Below are 18,235 nucleotides of genomic sequence, written 5' to 3'. Positions count from 1 at the left end.
TTCAGCCTTTCATCACGTTGACGTCTTCCACGGCGATGGTGCCGCGGTTGCGGAAGAAACAGACCAGGATGGCCAGACCGATGGCAGCCTCTGCCGCCGCAACGGTCAGCACGAACAGTGTGAAAACCTGCCCGACGAGGTCGTTGAGGAAAGAGGAGAAGGCGACGAAATTGATGTTCACCGCCAGCAGCATCAGCTCGATGCTCATCAGCAGAATGATCACGTTCTTCCGGTTCAGGAATAGCCCGAAGATGCCGATGACGAACAGCGTCGCCGCCACCGTCAGATAGTGTTCAAGTCCGATCATCATGTCCCTCCGGGTTGTCCCCGTCGTTAGTCTTGTGCCACCGCGGATTCATCCGCGGCTTGTCCGTCTTGCCGGGTCAGAGTCCCTGCCCGGGCTTCACATCGCGCAGCTCCATGGCCTTGGCCGGATCGCGCATCATCTGGGCGACCACATCCTGCCGCTTGACGTCGGTCCGATGGCGCAGGGTCAGAACGATCGCGCCGATCATCGCCACCAGCAGGATCAGTCCTGCAAGCTGGAACAACAGGAAGTAATGGTCATACAGCACCAACCCCAATGCCCGGGTGTTCTCGGCCTCGGCCATGATCTCCTGCGCCCGCAGGCCGTCGGCCGCGCCGGAACTCTGCCAGGCGCCGAAGGCGATGGCGAACTGCATCAGGATCACCACGCCAAACAGCAGCGCCAGCGGCATGTACCGCGCCATCTCTGCCTTCAACTCGGCAAAATCGATGTCCAGCATCATCACCACGAACAGGAACAGCACCGCCACCGCACCGACGTAGACGATGACCAGCAGCATCGCGACAAATTCCGCGCCCAGCAGCACAAACAATCCTGCCGAACTCAGAAACGCCAGAATGAGCCAGAGCACCGAATGCACCGGATTACGGCTCACTACGGTAAACAGGCCGCCGGCAATCGTGCTGATGGCGAACAGGTAAAAGGCAAAGACGCTCATGTCTCATCATCCTTGTTGTCTTCCATGACGTCGCGGGCGAGTTCCATCGCGCGGGTCATGGCCGGAATGCCTGCAAACATCGACATCTGGGCGATGGTCTCGGCGATTTCGTCCTTGGTGGCGCCGGCTTCCATGGCATGGCGCACCGTCATGCGCACCTGCGTGTCAGCCTGCGCACCCTGCATCGTCAGTCCGGCAAGCGTCAGCAGAAGCCGGGTCTTGGCGTCGAGACCTTCCTTGCTGATGCCCCGGCCAAAGCTCATCTCCATGAACTCCTTGGGCATGGTCGGCCAGAGCTTTTCGAACCCCTTGGGGTCAAACGAGGTCATCGCGGGATTGAAGGCCTTGGCCAGTTCCTGCGCCTGCTCCATCATCAGTTCGAAAGGGGTCTTGCTTGTCATGTGAGGGTCCCCGCAAGACTTTTGAAAAAAGTCTTGTCAAAAGTTTTCTGAAAACTTTTTGGCGCACGTGTCATCTGTAGGGTGCATCCATTTCCAGGTTGCGGGCGATTTCAGATTCCCAGCGATCGCCGTTTTCCAGCAGCTTGGCCTTGTCGTAGAACAGCTCTTCTCGTGTCTCGGCGGCGAATTCGAAATTCGGGCCTTCGACGATGGCATCCACCGGGCAGGCTTCCTGACAGAAACCGCAATAGATGCATTTCGTCATGTCGATGTCATACCGCGTCGTGCGACGCGATCCGTCGTCACGCGGCTCGGCGTCGATGGTGATGGCCTGTGCCGGGCAGATCGCTTCGCACAGTTTGCAGGCGATGCAGCGTTCCTCGCCGTTGGGATAGCGGCGCAGCGCGTGTTCCCCGCGGAAACGCGGCGACAGCGGACCCTTCTCGTGCGGGTAGTTCAGCGTTGCCTTGGGAGCAAAAAAGTATTTCAGCCCCAGTTTCATGCCCACCCAGAAATCCTGAAGCAGGAAGTATTTGGCGGCGCGCGTGTAATCCATCTGAGCCATGTCAGCCTCCCACGGTCCAGCGGGCGTAGAGGCCCCAGAACCAACCGAATTTAGCCGCAAAGCTCACGAAGACGACCCAGAACAGGCTGAACGGCAGAAACACTTTCCACCCCAGCCGCATCAGCTGATCATAGCGATAGCGCGGCGTGATTGCCTTGACCATTGCGAACAGGAAGAAGAAGAACGCCATCTTCGCCACCATCCACAGGGCGCCGTCCGGCAGCCCGGGGATCGGCGACAGCCAGCCGCCGAAGAACAGCAGCGAGGTCAGCGCGCACATCAGGAAGATCGCGATGTATTCGCCGGCCATGAACAGCAGGAAGGGCGTCGAGGAATATTCCACCTGGTACCCGGCCACCAGTTCGGATTCCGCTTCGGGCAGATCAAACGGCGGGCGATTGGTTTCGGCCAGACAGGAGATGAAGAACAGGAAGACCATCGGGAAATGCGGCAGCCAGTACCAGTTGAAAAACCCGAAGCTGCCATCCTGGGCCCGCACGATATCGCCGAAGTTCAGCGAGCCGGTCGAGATGATGATGCCGATGATGATCAGCCCCAGCGACACCTCGTAGGAAATCATCTGCGCGGCAGAGCGCAGGCTGCCGAGAAACGGGTATTTCGAGTTTGACGCCCAGCCGCCCATGATCACGCCGTAGACTTCGAGCGACGAAATCGCGAGGACAAAAAGAATGGCGACATTGATGTCGGCCAGCACCCAGGTGTCGTTGAACGGGATCACCGCCCAGGCCACCATCGCCAGAACAAACGAGGTCATCGGCGCCAGCATGAACACCGGCTTGTCCGCGCCGGCCGGTATGACGACCTCTTTCACGACGTATTTCAGGGCATCCGCCACCGATTGCAGCAGCCCGAAGGTGCCGACAACGTTGGGGCCCCGACGCATCTGCACAGCTGCCCAGATCTTGCGGTCGCCATAGACCAGAAACAGCAGCGAGATCATCACGAAGGCCAGAACCGCAAGGCACTGTGCCACGATGATCAGGGCGATCCCGCCGGGAGTGGTAAAGAAATCAGCCATCAGGTCCTCACACCATCGGTATTCCGTTTTCCGCGCAGTCAAAAACGACAACTTCCGCGTCGATCGTCTTTAACCCACGAGGCAGCGCTGGCGAGATGGTGTAAACCGCATCTGCGCGCCAGAGACCACCCTCTTCGTCGACATTTGTGCGCAAATGCCGCGCGAAACCGTATCCTCGTATCAGAGCATACTGCGCCGCAGCGCACTCTGCATAGGCCGCAACGTCATCCGGGCCCCGTGCGCCGCGCATATTCACCACAAAGTTCACCAGATCGCCGTCCAGCAGCCGGGTTTCGATCTTGCCGTACTCCGGGGTGAACGGCGCGGGCACACCCTGCGGCGCCTCGCAGCCCGCAAGGGCACCCAGTGCCATCGCCGTCAAGGCCAGCGCCCTGCGCACCCCCTCACTCCGCCGCGAGCGGGGCTTCTTTCCGGGCCTTGGCGTTGGCGCTCAATTCGGCCATCAGCTGGCTCGCCCGCGCAATGGGGTTGCTGAGGTAGAAGTCGCGGATCGCGGGCACAAAGGCGGCGCCGTCCAGGGCACCGCCCGGCGGCACCTGCCAGGCATTCTGCGGCACCGCGTCGATGTCGGCCAGATGCGGAACGGCGGTGACCAGGGCACGGCGCAATTGCGCCAGCGAATCAAAGGCAAGCTGCTGCCCCACCTCGGCACTGAGGGCGCGCAGAATCGCCCAGTTCTCTTTTGCCTCGCCGGGGGCAAAGCTGGCCCGCAACGCCAATTGCGGGCGGCCTTCCGTGTTCACGAACAGACCCTGTTCCTCGGTATAGGCCGCGCCCGGAAGAATCACATCGGCACGGTGCGCGCCGCGGTCGCCGTGGCTGCCCTGATAGATCACAAAGGGACCGGCGGGGATGTCGCCCTCGTCAGCGCCGAGGTTATAGACCACGTCGGCTCCGTCCAGCGCCGCGGTCAGGCCGCCCTCGGTCACGGCACCGATGTCCATCGCGCCGACCCGGCCCGCCGCCGTGTGCAGCACCAGGAATTTCGATCCCGTCGCCTCGGCCAGTTGCATCGCAGACGCCAGAACCGCCGCGCCGTCAGCGCGCGCCAGAGCCCCCTGCCCGACAATGATCACCGAACCCGTTTCGGCGACAGCACTGTGGTCGCGCGCAAGCAGCTCGGTCAGAACCGCAGGGCCGGTGCCGAGATGGTCATACTCATAGGTCAGATCCGCGGCTTCACCGATGACGCCGATATTGGCGCCATGCAGCCAGGCCTTGCGGATACGGGCATTCAGGACCGGCGCCTCGACCGCCGGGTTCGTGCCGATCAGCATGATCGCCCTGGCGCTGTCGAGCTCTTCGATGGTCGCAGTGCCAACATAGCCCGACCGGTTGCCGGTGGGCAGCTTGGCACCATCGGTGCGGCATTCGACCGAACCACCCAGCGACTCGACGAGCGTTTTCAGCGCATAGGCTGCCTCGACCGGAACCAGATCGCCGATCAGGCCTGCGACCTTGCCAGCCTTCATGGCCTCGGCCGCCCTGGTCAGCGCCTCGGGCCATGTGGCGGGCCGCAGCTTGCCGCCCTCGCGCACATAGGGAACGTCCAGCCGCTGGCGGCGCAGGCCGTCCCAGACAAACCGCGTCTTGTCCGAAATCCATTCCTCGTTCACGCCGTCATGGTTGCGCGGCAGAAAGCGCATCACTTCGCGCCCCTTGGTGTCGACCCGGATGTTGCTGCCGAGGGCATCCATCACGTCGATGCTTTCGGTCTTGCTCAACTCCCAGGGACGGGCGGTAAAGGCATAGGGTTTGGACACCAGCGCCCCCACCGGGCACAGGTCGATGATATTGCCCTGCAAATTCGAATCCAGCGTCTCGCCCAGATACGAGGTGATCTCGGAATCCTCGCCACGGCCGGTCTGGCCCATCTGCGAAATCCCGGCCACTTCGGTGGTGAACCGCACGCAGCGGGTGCAGGAGATGCAGCGCGTCATGTGGGTCTCGACCAGCGGTCCAAGGTCCAGATCCGTCGCCGCCCGCTTGGGTTCGCGGAACCGCGAGAAATCCACGCCGTAGGCCATGGCCTGATCCTGAAGATCACACTCGCCCCCCTGATCGCAGATCGGGCAATCCAGCGGGTGGTTGATGAGCAGGAACTCCATCACGCCTTCGCGGGCCTTCTTGACCATCGGGGAATTGGTGCGCACCAGCGGCGGCTCGCCATCCTTGCCCGGCCGCAGGTCGCGCACCTGCATGGCGCAGGATGCGGCGGGCTTGGGGGGGCCGCCCACAACCTCGACAAGACACATGCGGCAGTTCCCGGCGATGCTCAGCCGTTCGTGGTAGCAGAATCGCGGGATTTCGACCCCGGCCTCTTCACAGGCCTGGATCAGCGTCATCGCGCCGTCTACTTCCACTTCCTTGCCGTCAATGTTGATCTTGCGGAGGTCTGACATTGTCTCACCTTGCTTTCAGAAGGGACCCGATCGCCGAGCCCTTCGCAATTTCCTGTTTGCCCAGCTTGCAGTAACTGGACTTGTCCCCAAGTGTCACTCCGTTGGCCAGAAGATAGGCCTCGCCACGCTGGCGCATCCGGGCCTTTTCCGCCTTGGAGGTCACGTAATCCTCAATTTCGTCGTCGCTGTAGCCCTGCGACCGTGCCGTCGCTTTCAGTTCGTTCAGCCGCAGCAGCGCGGTGATCATCCGCGCTTCGATCTTGTCACATTTGTTGCGGATCTCATCCGCAATGCCCACCGCCAGCAGGCCGTCATCCACGGCCGCGACATCGCGCAGGGCCGGCTTTGCAGCCACCGCTCCAGCCGCCAGAGTCGCCGCCAGTATCAGGCTCAGTGTCATACGCATCCCGTCTCTCCTTGCAAGGCTTCCGGGGTTGCTTTGCAACCCCGCGTTCCCGCAAAGATGTGGCTGCGCTGCTTTGCTATGCAATAGCGGCAGCTACAAGCCTTTGTTATGTCGGCTGTCCGCGTCATTCCATGCAGGATCCGCGAAAGGTCAGCGTGTCGCCGACCAGCTGCAACTGTTCCGGCGGCGTATCGGGGCCAACGACCCATGCGATGTCACTGGTGCCGTAATAAAAGATGCAATGCTTGATGCCCTCATGGCGCCCGGCCGCCCGTGCGCCGGTCAGTGCCTGGACGCTTACCGGGCGGACGGTGGCGGTGAAATCCTTGCGGTTGCTGCGCTCGGCCTGCACCTTGCCCTTGTAGAACACACCGTCAAAGGCCACGACGTTGGCACCCTTGGTGCGCGAGCAGGCGGCTGTCGTCAGCGCTATGGCCACAACGCCGAGAATGGCAAATCCGCGCATCACTTTACTCCGCCGCTGTAGCGCACTGATGGGATTTCCATCGCGACGCCTGTTTCAGATGGCCCCAGCCAAAGGCTGCGTCCGTATCGCCCTGTGCGTCCCGCAGCGCAAGCTTTTCCAGTGCCTCGGCCAGCGTCGGGCGATGCCCCACAGGCACCCACCACATGACAAAGTGCATCTTGTCCAACACTTCGAACCACTCGGCCCGACGGTTGTAGAACTGCCGGTGCACGGTGTCCCAGACAAAGGCTTCCAGGGTCTCGACCGTCTCCCAGACGGTGAGGTTGCTCACAAACCGAGGGTCGCCCTCCAGCTTGGCATCGGTGTTGCCCGTTCCCGGCGCACCCGACCCTTCCATCATCCAGACAAACCCCGGCATCCGCTTGCCCAGACCGTTGATCCGGTCCAGCGCGCCCATGAAGTCGGCCACACGCGGATCGTCCGTCGGTGCCACCAGCCGCCCGATATTCAGCTCGGCAAGATGATGGCCCTCTGGCTGCATCAGAACGCCGCGACCAGTGCAAACAGCGCCAGCAGGACAACACAAAGCCAGCTCACGCCGTAGCAGGCCGACCGCATCGGCTGGTTTTCGGTGCGGATGTGGACAACGGCCATGGCAATGCGCGCCAGGACAAACACCGACGCGAGCAGGTTCACCCAGAACGGTGCCGCCCCGGCCAGAATGCCCGCCAGTGTCGCGGCAATGAACGGACCCGAGGTTTCGATGGCATTCTGGAACGCCCGTTCGGACCGGTACACCGGGTTGGCGTAATCGCGTATCGGCTTGCCGCAACCGCAGCGGTTTTCCGGCGTTCGTCCGCGCAGCGACAGGCCCGAAAGGGCCAGAATGATCAGTGCCCAGAGCGCCAGTGAGGCGGTGGCATGACTGTATTGTACGAATTGTTCCATGATGTCACTCCGCCGCAACTGCGGCCGAAACCCGGCCGGTGCGCTTGTGTTTGATACGATCTTCGATTTCGTCACGGAAATTGCGGATCAGGCCCTGGATCGGCCAGGCAGCCGCATCGCCAAGCGCGCAGATGGTATGCCCCTCGACCTGTTTGGTCACGTCGAGCAACATGTCGATTTCCTCGACATCGGCTTCGCCGGTCACCAGACGGTCCATCACCCGCATCATCCAGCCGGTGCCTTCGCGGCAGGGCGTGCACTGGCCACAGGACTCGTGCTTGTAGAACTTCGACAGACGCCAGATCGCCTTGATGATGTCGGTCGAGTTGTCCATCACGATGATCGCTGCCGTGCCCAGACCCGACCGCTGCTCGCGCAGATAGTCAAAGTCCATGATCGCCTCTTTCATGTGCTCGCCACGGATGCAGGGCACCGAAGAGCCACCGGGAATCACCGCCTTGAGGTTGCCCCAGCCGCCGCGGATGCCGCCGCAGTGCTTTTCAATCAGCTCTTCAAAGGTGATCGACATCGCCTCTTCGACCACGCAGGGGTTGTTCACATGCCCCGAGATCGCAAACAGCTTGGTGCCGGCGTTGTTCGGACGGCCAAAGCCCGAGAACCACTCGGGGCCGCGGCGCAGGATGGTCGGCACCACGGCGATGGATTCAACGTTGTTCACCGTGGTCGGGCAGCCATAAAGCCCCGAGCCGGCCGGGAACGGCGGCTTCATGCGCGGCATGCCCTTCTTGCCCTCGAGGCTTTCGAGCAGGGCGGTTTCCTCGCCACAGATATAGGCCCCGGCACCGTGGTGCAGGTACAGGTCAAAGTCATATCCCGACCCGCAGGCGTTCTTGCCGATCAGACCGGCCTCATAGGCCTCGTCGATGGCCATCTGAAGCGCCTCTTTCTCGCGGATGTACTCGCCCCGGATATAGATGTAGCAGGCATTGGCCTGCATCGCGAAAGAGGCGATCAGGCAGCCCTCGATCAGCGTGTGCGGATCATGGCGCATGATCTCGCGGTCCTTGCAGGTGCCGGGCTCGGATTCGTCGGCATTGACCACAAGATAGCTGGGCCGACCGTCGGACTCCTTGGGCATGAAGGACCATTTCAGCCCGGTGGGAAAGCCGGCTCCGCCGCGGCCGCGCAGACCGGACTTCTTCATCTGGTCGACGATCCAGTCGCGTCCGTGATCCAGAATGCCCTTGGTGCCATCCCAATGGCCGCGCGCCTGCGCGCCTCTAAGCGTGCGGTCATGCATGCCGTAAATATTGGTAAAGATCCGGTCCTGATCCTGCAGCATCGCTTAGTCCTTGTTCTTCTGGCGCATCCGCCAGAGTCCATAAATCATCCAGATGCCCGTTCCGAACCCGGCCAGTGCGGCCAGATCGAAAAAGGCGCGGGTGCGCTGGGTCCAGTCCAGCGCCGCCCCAAGGCCGGTGACGATGACCCAGGCCAGGCCCACACCGGCAATCACCAGCGCAGTGATGCGCCCTTGCCGCTGAAATGCCTCGTCCTGGTTCATTCCGCCCTGCCCGTTCAGTCCGTGTTGCCGGTCTGCGCCGGTGCTGTGCTGGTCCCGCCAGCCGCGAGTGTCTGCGCCTGCGCCACCCAGTTGTCCCGTGTCACGCGCCCCTTGAACCCTTCGAGGTTCTGGTCGACCCAGTCAATCTCTGCCGGGCTCCACGCCGCGATCTGGTCAAAGTGGTAGATTCCCAGAGCATTGCACAGAGCTTCGAGCTTGGGGCCGATGCCACGGATCCTTGTGAGGTCGTCCGCACCGCCGGGCCGTGCCGCTGCGAGGGTTGCGGGTTTGCCGCCACCCTCTGACGCCGCCGCACCCGGTGTCGCGGCGGCAGTGTATTTCCATTCTCCCTTGCGTCCGGCAAGGTCGGTCTGACCAGGCAGTTCCCTGGAGGGTTTGACCGTCACCGCGCTCGCAGACGCCGCGGGCGGTGCAGCAGCGGCCTCAGCCCGAACCTCGGGGGCCGTGGTCCCGGCCGCCGGTTGCGGTGCAGGCGCTTCGGCGGGTTTGGGCGCCGCAGATGCTGACGGTGCAGCAGGCTTGGGCGCGGCGGGCTCGGGCGCGGCGGATGCCGACGCCGGAGTGGTGTCCGCAGCGGCCGCCGTCTCGCGGCACAGCAGATACGGCAGAACCAGCCCCGCAACTCCGGTCAACAGGAGCGACAGAAAGATCGACCAAGGCCAGGATGTGCCGAACACCACCAATAGCAGCAAAAGCCCGGCAAAACCTATGCCTCCGGAAATTACCCAGCAGCCTTTTGCGCAACTCATGCCCTTGATCGGTTCATTCATCTTCGCTCTCCCTGGTCCGTGTTTTGGGCTTACGTATCGTAAGCATCACCCTTTTTAACACGGGAAGCGAACTCCGTCTCGTCTCCGGATGCAAGCGTTGTGGCCTGCGCGACCCAATCATCGCGCGTCACCCGCCCCTTGAACCCTTCCAGATTGGCATCAACCCAGGCGATTTCCGCCGCCGACCAGCCGGCAATCTGGTCGAAATGATAAAATCCCATGCCGTTCAGCATCTCTTCGAGCTTGGGACCGACACCCCTGATCAGCTTGAGATCATCCGCACCGCCATCGCGGGCCTGGGTCAGGGTCGCAGGCTTGCTGCCGCCCTCACCGGCCTCGGCAGCATCGGCGGGTTCATCCGAGCGCGGATGGCCGGTGCCTTCCACCGGCGCCGCACGCTTGTCGATACCGGTTTCATCCACCGGCGTGCCGCTGGCCAGAATCGGCCCCGAAGTGTCCGGAACCGCATCGCCCCGCTTGTCGGAACGGTCCTGCCACGGCGCCGTCAGCGGCACCTCGGTGCCGTCGATGCGTTTCACGGTGTCGCCGATGTCGACCGCAAGTTCGACACTTGCGTTGTACTGCGCACGGTCCTTGGCGTAGTCGGCAAGGCTGGTCAGGCCGGACTTCGGCTCGGCGGCGTAACGCCCGTTCTGGGGACCGGGCACCGGCACAGTTCCGGCTGCCAATTCGTCCAGAATCTCCGCCAGACGCTCGGTGGTGAGATCCTCGTAATAATCCTTGCCGATCTGGGCCATCGGCGCATTGGCGCAAGCGCCCAGGCACTCAACCTCTTCCCAGCTGAACTTGCCGTCCGCCGACAGCGTGTGCGGCTTTGCGGCGATCTTTTCCTTGCAGACAGCGACCAGATCCTCGGCTCCGCAGATCATGCAGGAGGTGGTGCCGCAAATCTGAATGTTTGCAACTGAACCAACAGGTTGCAGCTGAAACATAAAGTAGAACGACGCCACTTCCAGTGCCCGCATATATGCCATGCCCAGCATGTCGGCGACGGATTCGATCGCCGGGCGGGTCAGCCAGCCTTCCTGTTCCTGGGCGCGCCACAGCAGCGGAATGATCGCGCTGGCCTGACGGCCTTTGGGATACTTGGTGATCTGGGCTTCGGCCCAGGCCAGATTGGCGTCGGTAAAGGCAAAGCTCTCGGGCTGCTCCCGGTGCAATCTACGCAACATCTGCACAGGCTCCGGTCTTGAGGCGGAAACCACCGTTGGACAGCTTTACACCCTCTTCGCGCAGGGTCTTGTAAGAGGCGACTTCGATCACCTGCGACCGGGTCAGGCCGGTTTGCAGCTCGACCGGGAGGTAATCCGCTTCGCTGATCAGGTCACAGCCGATCGAGGCAACGGCGGAATCGAACATCGCCAGACGCTCTTCGTCCACGCCTTCGGGCGGCAGCGCGCAGGCCGACAGCAGCGCAAGGACAGTGCCTGCGCCAAGAAAACGATTCATCTGTCAATCTCCCCAAACACGACGTCCATCGTCCCGATGATCGCCGCCACATCGGCCAGCTGGTGGCCGGTTGCAACATAGTCCATGGCCTGAAGGTGCAGGAACCCCGGCGCGCGGATCTTGGCGCGATAGGGTTTGTTGCTGCCATCGGCCACAAGATAGACCCCGAATTCGCCCTTCGGTGCCTCGACGCAGGCATAGACTTCGCCCGCGGGCACGTGGAACCCTTCGGTATAAAGTTTGAAGTGATGGATGAGCGCCTCCATCGAGGTCTTCATCTCGCCGCGCGAGGGCGGAGTGATCTTGCCCCGGGCCAGAATATCGCCCTTCCCATCCGGTGCCCTCAGCTTGGTCACCGCCTGCTTGATGATGCGCAGCGACTGCCGCATCTCTTCCATGCGGACAAGGTAGCGATCATAGCAATCGCCGTTCTTGCCCACCGGGATCAGGAAGTCGAACTCGTCATAACATTCATAGGGCTGCGCCCGCCGCAGATCCCAGGCGAGCCCCGAGCCGCGCACCATGACCCCCGAGAACCCCCATTCCTGGATATCCTCTTCGGTGATCACGCCGATGTCGGCGTTGCGCTGCTTGAAAATCCGGTTTTCGGTCAGCAACCCGTCAATATCCGCCAGTACCGTCGGAAATTCATCCGCCCAGGTGTCGATATCGTCGATCAGATCCTCGGGCAGATCCTGATGTACGCCGCCGGGGCGGAAATAGGCGGCGTGCAGCCGCGCGCCGCAGGCCCGCTCGTAGAACACCATCAGCTTTTCGCGTTCCTCGAAGCCCCAGAGCGGCGGAGTCAGCGCGCCGACGTCCATCGCCTGCGTGGTGACGTTCAGCAGGTGGTTGAGGATGCGGCCGATCTCGGAATACAGCACCCGGATCAGCGAGGCACGGCGCGGAACGACCACGCCGGTCAGCTTTTCGATCGCCAGACACCAGGCGTGTTCCTGATTCATCGGCGCCACGTAATCCAGCCGGTCGAAATACGGCAGGTTCTGCAGGTACGTCCGGCTTTCCATCAGTTTTTCGGTGCCGCGGTGCAGCAGGCCGATATGCGGGTCGCAGCGTTCCACGATCTCGCCGTCCAGCTCGAGCACCAGACGCAGAACTCCGTGCGCCGCAGGGTGCTGCGGGCCGAAGTTGATGTTGAAGTTGCGGATCTTCTGCTCGCCCGTCAGGGCGTCGTCAAAACCGTTGGAGCCGTCCATCATTCTTTTTCCTCCGGTGGCGTCCATTTGTCGGGAAAGGCAATCAGCCACAGCGCGACAAGCACCGCCATGCCGCCGGCAAACAACGTGGAAAACGCCCATCTGCGGTCATAACCGAACTTCGGCAGGATCTTCCACAGCGGGTAGCCCCAGACAAAGGCGCAGACAAGGTAGACCAGCGCAAATGTCCAGAAGCCGGACATCACGCCGTAAACGGGCATTCCAAGGGCTGTCACTTTGCGGCCTCTTTCTTTTCGTCTCCGGGCAGCACGTATTGTGCACCTTCCCAGGGGCTCATGAAATCAAACTGACGGTATTCCTGCACCAGACTGACCGGCTCGTAGACAACGCGCTTCTGTTCTTCGTCATAGCGCACTTCGGTGTATCCCGTGGTCGGGAAATCCTTGCGCAACGGAAAGCCGCGAAAGCCATAGTCGGTGAGGATCCGGCGCAGATCGGGATGGCCGGCAAACAGGATGCCGAACATGTCGAATATCTCGCGCTCGAACCAGTTGGCGCTCTGGTGGACCGAGGTCACCGACGGCACCATCTCTTCTTCGCGGATACTGACCCGCAAACGGACACGGTGGTTCTGGTACATCGACAGGAAATGATAGACCACGTCGAACCGTTTCGCCCGCTCGGGATAGTCCACCGCCGTGATGTCGACCAGCGAGGTGAACCGGCAGGTGTTGTCGGTCTTCAGAAACTCGACCAGCCCGCGCACATTGGACGGCGCGACATTGATCGTCAGTTCTCCGTGGTTCACGTCCCAGCCCAGGACACAGTCCCGACGCTTGAGCTCGATATGCCCGCCCAGTTCCTGCAGTGCTGCCGTCATGCTGTTGTCTCCTTCCACCGGACCGACGCCTTAGCGCACAATGGTCCCGGTCCGTCTGATCTTTTTCTGCAGCGCGAGAATACCGTAAAGCAGCGCCTCTGCCGTCGGCGGGCAGCCCGGAACATAGATGTCCACCGGCACGATCCGGTCGCAGCCACGCACCACGGAGTAGCTGTAGTGATAATAGCCGCCGCCATTGGCGCAGGATCCCATCGAGATCACATACCGCGGTTCGGGCATCTGGTCATAGACCTTGCGCAGCGCCGGAGCCATCTTGTTGGTCAGCGTCCCCGCCACGATCATCACATCCGACTGGCGCGGGCTGGCGCGCGGCGCAAAGCCGAAGCGTTCGACGTCATACCGCGGCATCGCCGTGTGCATCATCTCGACCGCGCAGCACGCCAGACCAAATGTCATCCAGTGCAACGATCCGGTGCGCGCCCAGTTGATGATGTCCTCAGTCGACGTCAGCAGAAACCCCTTGTCCGCCAGTTCGGCGTTCAGGGCGCGGGTCGTCACCTCTTTGTCGGCACCGGCCGTGTTGGCTCCGGTCTGGATGCCCTCTGCCACTACTGCCATTCCAGCGCCCCCTTCTTCCATTCATAGGCAAAGCCGATGGTCAGAACCGCGAGGAACACCATCATCGACCAGAATCCCGCCATGCTGACATCCTGGAACGCAACCGCCCAGGGAAACAGGAACGCAATCTCGAGGTCGAAAATGATGAACAGGATGGACACCAGATAGAACCGCACGTCGAACTTCATCCGCGCATCGTCAAAGGCGTTGAAGCCGCACTCATACGCGCTCACCTTCTCGGGGTCGGGGTTGCGCACGGCGATGACCAAGGCGGCCAGGATCAGCACGAGGCCCAATCCGATGGCGATGGCCAGAAAAACAAGGATGGGGAGGTATTCCCTCAGCATCTCTTCCACGAGGTGGCTCCTTTCCAACGGCGCCGCTGCCGGGCGCATCCGTCAAGTGGCTAGATTGACTTGCAGATGACTTATCGCCGCCTGTTGCCCGGGTCAACCAAGCCCGCGCCATTCAGACTGACGAAAAAAGCTGTCGATTCAACCAGCTGATTTAAAATTGTCCAAGTCCGCCAGAAGGATGGCGCCAAAACACGGAATCGGTGCCACTTTTGCGGGCGTGGCGGGGGCCGCGAAATTCCGGGAGCCGGTCCGGCGGCGTGCCGGACACCGCCCACCGGGCCCCTCCGCACCACCGCGCTGTCAGCCCTCCGTCCCGGGCAGCGGGTAGAAATCGCGGGTGTAGAACGACTGCGCGCCGTCCCGGGCGCGGGCGCGCTGATAGCCGGGGCGCCCGGCAATCCGGTCGCGATAGGCGGCAAGTTCCGGAAACGGGTCCAGACGCACGTAATATGGCGCGGCGAACAGGTTGAAGCCCATCATCGTGTCCGCCGCGCTGAATCCGTCCTCCAGCAGGTAGTCCCGCCCGTCGAGCATGCGCTCCATCCCGGCCAGGGTTCCCGCCAGCCGCGCCGTCACCAGCTTTATCACCACCGCAGACGCCTGCGCCGGATCCCGCAAGAAGATGCGCTGAAGGTTCAACTGCTCGATGCAGCTTGCCATGGTCTCGGCAAAATGCAGCAATTCGAGAAACCGGGGCCGACTGGGCACGCCCGGCGCGCGTCCCAGTCCCGCACCGGCATGGCGTTCGCAGAGGTATTCGTGGATCGCGCCACTTTCAAACAGTGTCATGCCGTCGATTTCCAGCGCCGGCACCCGGCCTGCGGGCGACAGTTCCTGAAACCGGCCGCGCAGGGAACCGTCGCGGATGTCATACTGCTGGATTTCAAAATCCAGTCCCAGTTCCTCGAGCAGCCAGAGGACGCGGAACGACCGGGAAAATGGAACATGGTGCAATCGGATCATGGCTTCGCCTTTCTCTGCTTTGAACGGCCCCGGTCCGGGCCCGATGAGTCTGCCTGTCGCGCGCGTTTTCCGTCACTCGGGATCACATTCCGCCGCCGCCCGCGCCCGCAATTCCTTGCGGATCACCTTGCCGGTGACCGTCATCGGCAGTTGCTTCAGAAAGGCAATTTCCCTTGGGTAGGCGTAGGCTGACAGCCGTTCCTTGACCCACCGGCCCAGTGCGGCGCCATCCTCTTTCGCCCCCGGCTTCAGCACCACATAGGCCTTGACGATTTCCGTGCGCAGCCTGTCAGGCTTGCCGACAACCCCGACTGTGGCCACATCCGGGTGCGTCAGCAGGCAGTCCTCGATCTCGGACGGACCGATCCGGTATCCGGCCGAAGTGATCACATCGTCGTCGCGCCCGACAAAGTGCAGCGTGCCACCTTCGCAGGTGCCACGGTCGCCGGTCAGCATCCAGTCGCCGCGGAATTTTGCCCGGGTCGCGGACGGGTTGTTCCAGTATCCCAGCATCATCGAGGCCGATCCCCGTGCGACGGCCAGATCTCCCTCACCCCGGCAAGGCACGCCGTCCGGGCCGATAACCGCGACCTCGTGTCCCGGCACGGCACGGCCCATGGCCCCGGGGACGGGCGGGAAAATCCGGGCGCAGCCGCTGACCACCATGTTGCATTCGGTCTGGCCATAAAATTCGTTGATCGTCAGACCAAAGGCGCGCTGCCCCCATGCCAGCATTTCCGCGCCCAACGGCTCGCCACCACTGGCCACCGTGCGCAGCCCGGTGATCCCCTGATCTGCCGCCCGCAGCATCCGCAGGGCCGTCGGCGGAAAGAACACGTTCCTTACAGCGCCCTGCGCACAAATCCGAACACACTCATCCGTCGAGAACTTGGGCATGCGCGCCGCCACAACCGGCACGCCCAGTGCCAGCCCCGGCATCAGAACATCGAACAGCCCGCCGATCCAGGCCCAGTCGGCCGGGGTCCACAGCACATCCCCCGGCGCCCCGAGGAAATCGTGGCTCATCTCGACCCCAGGCAAATGCCCCGTCAGCACCCGGTGCCCATGCAGCGCCCCCTTGGGGGCACCGGTGGTGCCGCTGGTGTAGATCAGCACTGCCGGATCCTCGGGGCCCGTCGCCACAGGTGCCTGCGCCGACATGTCTGCCGTCGGCAGATCCCTTTCCAGCACAAGGCCTGGCGCCAGCCCGGCCAGCAGGCCCTGCCCTTCGGCGTCGGTGACGACCACGCGGCTGCCCGAATCCACCAGCCGTGTCCTTAGCGCGGCGGTCTGGAACAGTTTGAACAGCGGCACCGAAATAGCGCCGATACGCCAGATCGCAATATGAGCCGCCGCGCAGAACGCAGACTGCGACAGCAACACACCGACACGGTCGCCGCGCCGCACGCCCTGCCCGAGCAGTGCCGACGCAACCCGGTGCGACAGGATCTGGAGGTCGCGGTAAGTCACCGCGCGCCGCGCCTCTGAAAGTTCGAGCACCGCCACCCGGTCCGGATCAGCGGCAGCCCAGCGGTCGCAGACCTGCTCGGCCATATTCAGGTGCGTCGGCAGATCCCAGCGGAACGCGTCGCGCAGAGTGTCGTATGGCGCAGGCGTCAGCATCGCTCAGGCTCCTTCCGCGGCATCGTCCGGCCCCACGACCATGCGCAATCGTCCGTCGCGGGCCACGTAATAGGTATAACTCAGCGCCTTGTTCTGCGGCTCGGGCCCGCAGATCACCACCAGCCAGGCGCGCGCGGACGGGCGCGCCCGACAGTCGCTGCGACGGGCCCCGGCGCCGGATCCGTCACGCGCGCGGTCCTGCAGATACCGCGTCGCATAGGCGTCGATCACCTGGGTTTCCGTCACATTCGCCGCCACCCAGCCGTGCCGCCAGCCAAACAGTGCAGACAGCGCCACGATCAGCGCCACCGGCAGCCACCAGGTCCAGCGCGGCACGCCTCAGCCGGTCCCATCCAGGGTCACGCTCATCCCATCGCCGCCATAAGTTCGCGCCCGACGAGCATCCGGCGAATTTCGGAAGTGCCGGCACCGATTTCCATCAACTTGGCGTCACGAAACAACCGTGCGACCGGGGCATCGTTCAGAAACCCGGCGCCGCCCATGGCCTGTACCGCCTGATGCGCCTGCACCATCGCCTGTTCACTGGCATACAGGCAGCAGGCAGCGGCATCCTGCCGGGTCACGTCGCCACGGTCACAGGCCTTGGCGACCTCGTAAACATAGGCGCGGGCCGAATTCATCGCGGTATACATATCCGCGATCTTGCCCTGCATCAGCTGGAAGGACCCGATCGGCTGGCCGAACTGCTTGCGTGTCGAGATATAGGGCATCACCTCGTCCAGACAGGCGGCCATGATGCCGGTGCCAATGCCGGCAAGCACCACGCGTTCGTAATCCAGTCCCGACATCAGCACGCGCACGCCGCGGCCCTCTTCGCCGAGCACATTTTCAAACGGCACCTCGACGTCGTCAAAGATCAGCTCGGCCGTGTTGCTGCCCCGCATTCCCAGCTTGTCAAAATGCGGACTGGTCGAAAAGCCGGACATGGATTTTTCGATCAGAAAGGCGGTGATGCCCTTGGAACCGGCATCGGGGTCCGTCTTGGCATAGACCACCAGTGTGTCGGCGTCCGGTCCGTTGGTGATCCAGTATTTGCTGCCGTTCAGGACAAAGCGGTCGTTGCGCTTTTGCGCCCGCAACGACATCGACACCACGTCCGACCCGGCGCCCGCCTCGGACATTGCCAACGCGCCGACATGTTCGCCGCTCACCAGCCCGGGCAGATATTTCTGGCGCTGCGCGTCGGTGCCGTTCAGGCGGATCTGGTTCACGCAGAGATTGGAATGTGCGCCATACGACAGCGAGACCGAAGCCGAGGCGCGCGCGATTTCCTCGACTGCGATGACATGCGCAAGATATCCCATTCCCGCGCCCCCGTATTCCTCGGGCACGGTGATTCCCAGCAGACCCAATTCCCCAAGCTCGCGCCACAGCGCCGGTGGAAAACTGTTGGTTGCATCAATTTCGGCCGCCAGGGGGCGCAGCCGCTCCTGCGCCCAGCGGTGGACCATGTCACGCAAGGCATTCACATCCTCGCCCAGATCGAACTGCATTACTGCGCTGAACACACAGTGTCTCCTCTCCTGCGTTCCGGATGCAGGCCGTTCATCCCCGAGGCGCCCCATTCCGGACGCACACAAACATGACGACAGCCGCCGGAACCACTTCCCGGAGCACAGCGTTGCATGGATGAACTCGAATATCAAAAGGATAG

The 18,235-nt window shown here is 62.8% G+C and carries 25 protein-coding genes; all 25 read right to left on the bottom strand.

All coding sequences use genetic code 11. The features are described 5' to 3' along the window. Nucleotide 1: 1 nt before the first annotated feature. Nucleotides 2–307, bottom strand: a complete 306-nt coding sequence (gene nuoK, locus FOY53_RS11665) for an NADH-quinone oxidoreductase subunit NuoK (protein ID WP_047997009.1) — start codon at nucleotides 305–307, stop codon at nucleotides 2–4. 76 nt (nucleotides 308–383) lie between these two features. Continuing rightward, a complete protein-coding gene (locus FOY53_RS11660) occupies nucleotides 384–986 on the bottom strand; it encodes an NADH-quinone oxidoreductase subunit J (RefSeq protein WP_146588973.1) in 603 nt (200 codons plus the stop codon). Next, on the bottom strand, nucleotides 983–1,387 hold the full coding sequence (locus tag FOY53_RS11655) for a carboxymuconolactone decarboxylase family protein (protein WP_146588971.1): 405 nt from the start codon (nucleotides 1,385–1,387) through the stop codon (nucleotides 983–985). The genes FOY53_RS11660 and FOY53_RS11655 overlap by 4 nt, the downstream gene beginning before the upstream one ends. 70 nt (nucleotides 1,388–1,457) lie before the next feature. After that, nucleotides 1,458–1,952, bottom strand: coding sequence for an NADH-quinone oxidoreductase subunit NuoI (nuoI, locus tag FOY53_RS11650; protein WP_146588969.1), 495 nt, complete (start codon nucleotides 1,950–1,952; stop codon nucleotides 1,458–1,460). A gap of 1 nt (nucleotide 1,953) precedes the next feature. Then, complete coding sequence (nuoH, locus tag FOY53_RS11645) at nucleotides 1,954–2,991, bottom strand: NADH-quinone oxidoreductase subunit NuoH (protein ID WP_146588967.1); 1,038 nt, start codon at nucleotides 2,989–2,991, stop codon at nucleotides 1,954–1,956. A gap of 7 nt (nucleotides 2,992–2,998) precedes the next feature. Next, a complete protein-coding gene (locus tag FOY53_RS11640; protein WP_500690372.1) occupies nucleotides 2,999–3,391 on the bottom strand; it encodes a YNQ4 family lipoprotein in 393 nt (130 codons plus the stop codon). A 4-nt stretch (nucleotides 3,392–3,395) separates the two neighbouring features. Beyond that, a complete protein-coding gene (gene nuoG / locus FOY53_RS11635; RefSeq protein WP_146588965.1) occupies nucleotides 3,396–5,414 on the bottom strand; it encodes an NADH-quinone oxidoreductase subunit NuoG in 2,019 nt (672 codons plus the stop codon). 4 nt (nucleotides 5,415–5,418) lie between these two features. After that, nucleotides 5,419–5,820 carry a DUF5333 domain-containing protein gene (locus tag FOY53_RS11630; RefSeq protein ID WP_146588963.1) on the bottom strand — a complete coding sequence of 134 codons (402 nt, stop codon included), beginning with the start codon at nucleotides 5,818–5,820 and terminating at the stop codon, nucleotides 5,419–5,421. Nucleotides 5,821–5,944: 124 nt separating this feature from the next. Next, nucleotides 5,945–6,286: a hypothetical protein gene (locus FOY53_RS11625; protein ID WP_246107368.1), complete on the bottom strand. Its 342-nt coding sequence runs from the start codon at nucleotides 6,284–6,286 to the stop codon at nucleotides 5,945–5,947. A gap of 4 nt (nucleotides 6,287–6,290) precedes the next feature. Next, nucleotides 6,291–6,788: a DUF3291 domain-containing protein gene (locus FOY53_RS11620; protein ID WP_146588961.1), complete on the bottom strand. Its 498-nt coding sequence runs from the start codon at nucleotides 6,786–6,788 to the stop codon at nucleotides 6,291–6,293. Further along, nucleotides 6,788–7,195, bottom strand: coding sequence for an MAPEG family protein (locus FOY53_RS11615; RefSeq protein WP_146588959.1), 408 nt, complete (start codon nucleotides 7,193–7,195; stop codon nucleotides 6,788–6,790). Before FOY53_RS11615 ends, FOY53_RS11620 begins: the two co-directional genes overlap by 1 nt. A gap of 4 nt (nucleotides 7,196–7,199) precedes the next feature. Then, nucleotides 7,200–8,498: an NADH-quinone oxidoreductase subunit NuoF gene (gene nuoF, locus FOY53_RS11610; RefSeq protein WP_146588957.1), complete on the bottom strand. Its 1,299-nt coding sequence runs from the start codon at nucleotides 8,496–8,498 to the stop codon at nucleotides 7,200–7,202. A 3-nt stretch (nucleotides 8,499–8,501) separates the two neighbouring features. Further along, nucleotides 8,502–8,720, bottom strand: coding sequence for a DUF5337 domain-containing protein (locus tag FOY53_RS11605; RefSeq protein WP_146588956.1), 219 nt, complete (start codon nucleotides 8,718–8,720; stop codon nucleotides 8,502–8,504). Nucleotides 8,721–8,734: 14 nt separating this feature from the next. After that, entirely contained in the window at nucleotides 8,735–9,511 is a 777-nt protein-coding gene (locus FOY53_RS23080; RefSeq protein WP_186766587.1) for a helix-hairpin-helix domain-containing protein, read from the bottom strand. A 29-nt stretch (nucleotides 9,512–9,540) separates the two neighbouring features. Next, nucleotides 9,541–10,704 (bottom strand): NADH-quinone oxidoreductase subunit E, encoded by a 1,164-nt coding sequence (locus FOY53_RS11595; RefSeq protein WP_146588954.1) that lies wholly within the window; start codon nucleotides 10,702–10,704, stop codon nucleotides 9,541–9,543. Then, complete coding sequence (locus FOY53_RS11590) at nucleotides 10,694–10,981, bottom strand: hypothetical protein (protein ID WP_146588952.1); 288 nt, start codon at nucleotides 10,979–10,981, stop codon at nucleotides 10,694–10,696. Before FOY53_RS11590 ends, FOY53_RS11595 begins: the two co-directional genes overlap by 11 nt. After that, nucleotides 10,978–12,198: an NADH-quinone oxidoreductase subunit D gene (locus FOY53_RS11585; protein WP_146589258.1), complete on the bottom strand. Its 1,221-nt coding sequence runs from the start codon at nucleotides 12,196–12,198 to the stop codon at nucleotides 10,978–10,980. The genes FOY53_RS11590 and FOY53_RS11585 overlap by 4 nt, the downstream gene beginning before the upstream one ends. Further along, nucleotides 12,198–12,434, bottom strand: coding sequence for a hypothetical protein (locus FOY53_RS11580; RefSeq protein ID WP_146588950.1), 237 nt, complete (start codon nucleotides 12,432–12,434; stop codon nucleotides 12,198–12,200). The genes FOY53_RS11585 and FOY53_RS11580 overlap by 1 nt, the downstream gene beginning before the upstream one ends. Continuing rightward, complete coding sequence (locus FOY53_RS11575; protein WP_146588948.1) at nucleotides 12,431–13,039, bottom strand: NADH-quinone oxidoreductase subunit C; 609 nt, start codon at nucleotides 13,037–13,039, stop codon at nucleotides 12,431–12,433. The genes FOY53_RS11580 and FOY53_RS11575 overlap by 4 nt, the downstream gene beginning before the upstream one ends. Before the next feature lie 30 nt (nucleotides 13,040–13,069). Then, entirely contained in the window at nucleotides 13,070–13,618 is a 549-nt protein-coding gene (locus FOY53_RS11570; RefSeq protein ID WP_146588946.1) for a NuoB/complex I 20 kDa subunit family protein, read from the bottom strand. Beyond that, nucleotides 13,609–13,974 carry an NADH-quinone oxidoreductase subunit A gene (locus FOY53_RS11565; RefSeq protein ID WP_146588944.1) on the bottom strand — a complete coding sequence of 122 codons (366 nt, stop codon included), beginning with the start codon at nucleotides 13,972–13,974 and terminating at the stop codon, nucleotides 13,609–13,611. The genes FOY53_RS11570 and FOY53_RS11565 overlap by 10 nt, the downstream gene beginning before the upstream one ends. Before the next feature lie 300 nt (nucleotides 13,975–14,274). Then, on the bottom strand, nucleotides 14,275–14,937 hold the full coding sequence (locus FOY53_RS11560) for a glutathione S-transferase family protein (protein WP_146588942.1): 663 nt from the start codon (nucleotides 14,935–14,937) through the stop codon (nucleotides 14,275–14,277). A 72-nt stretch (nucleotides 14,938–15,009) separates the two neighbouring features. Beyond that, entirely contained in the window at nucleotides 15,010–16,560 is a 1,551-nt protein-coding gene (locus tag FOY53_RS11555) for an AMP-binding protein (protein WP_146588941.1), read from the bottom strand. Nucleotides 16,561–16,563: 3 nt separating this feature from the next. After that, nucleotides 16,564–16,896 carry a hypothetical protein gene (locus FOY53_RS11550; protein WP_146588939.1) on the bottom strand — a complete coding sequence of 111 codons (333 nt, stop codon included), beginning with the start codon at nucleotides 16,894–16,896 and terminating at the stop codon, nucleotides 16,564–16,566. Between the two features lie 29 nt (nucleotides 16,897–16,925). Further along, entirely contained in the window at nucleotides 16,926–18,089 is a 1,164-nt protein-coding gene (locus FOY53_RS11545) for an isovaleryl-CoA dehydrogenase (RefSeq protein WP_146588937.1), read from the bottom strand. Nucleotides 18,090–18,235: the final 146 nt, after the last annotated feature.

It is taken from the genome of Puniceibacterium confluentis (assembly GCF_007923445.1).
Classification (GTDB): Bacteria; Pseudomonadota; Alphaproteobacteria; order Rhodobacterales; family Rhodobacteraceae; genus Puniceibacterium; species Puniceibacterium confluentis.
This window is presented reverse-complemented; position numbering and strand designations above follow the sequence as displayed.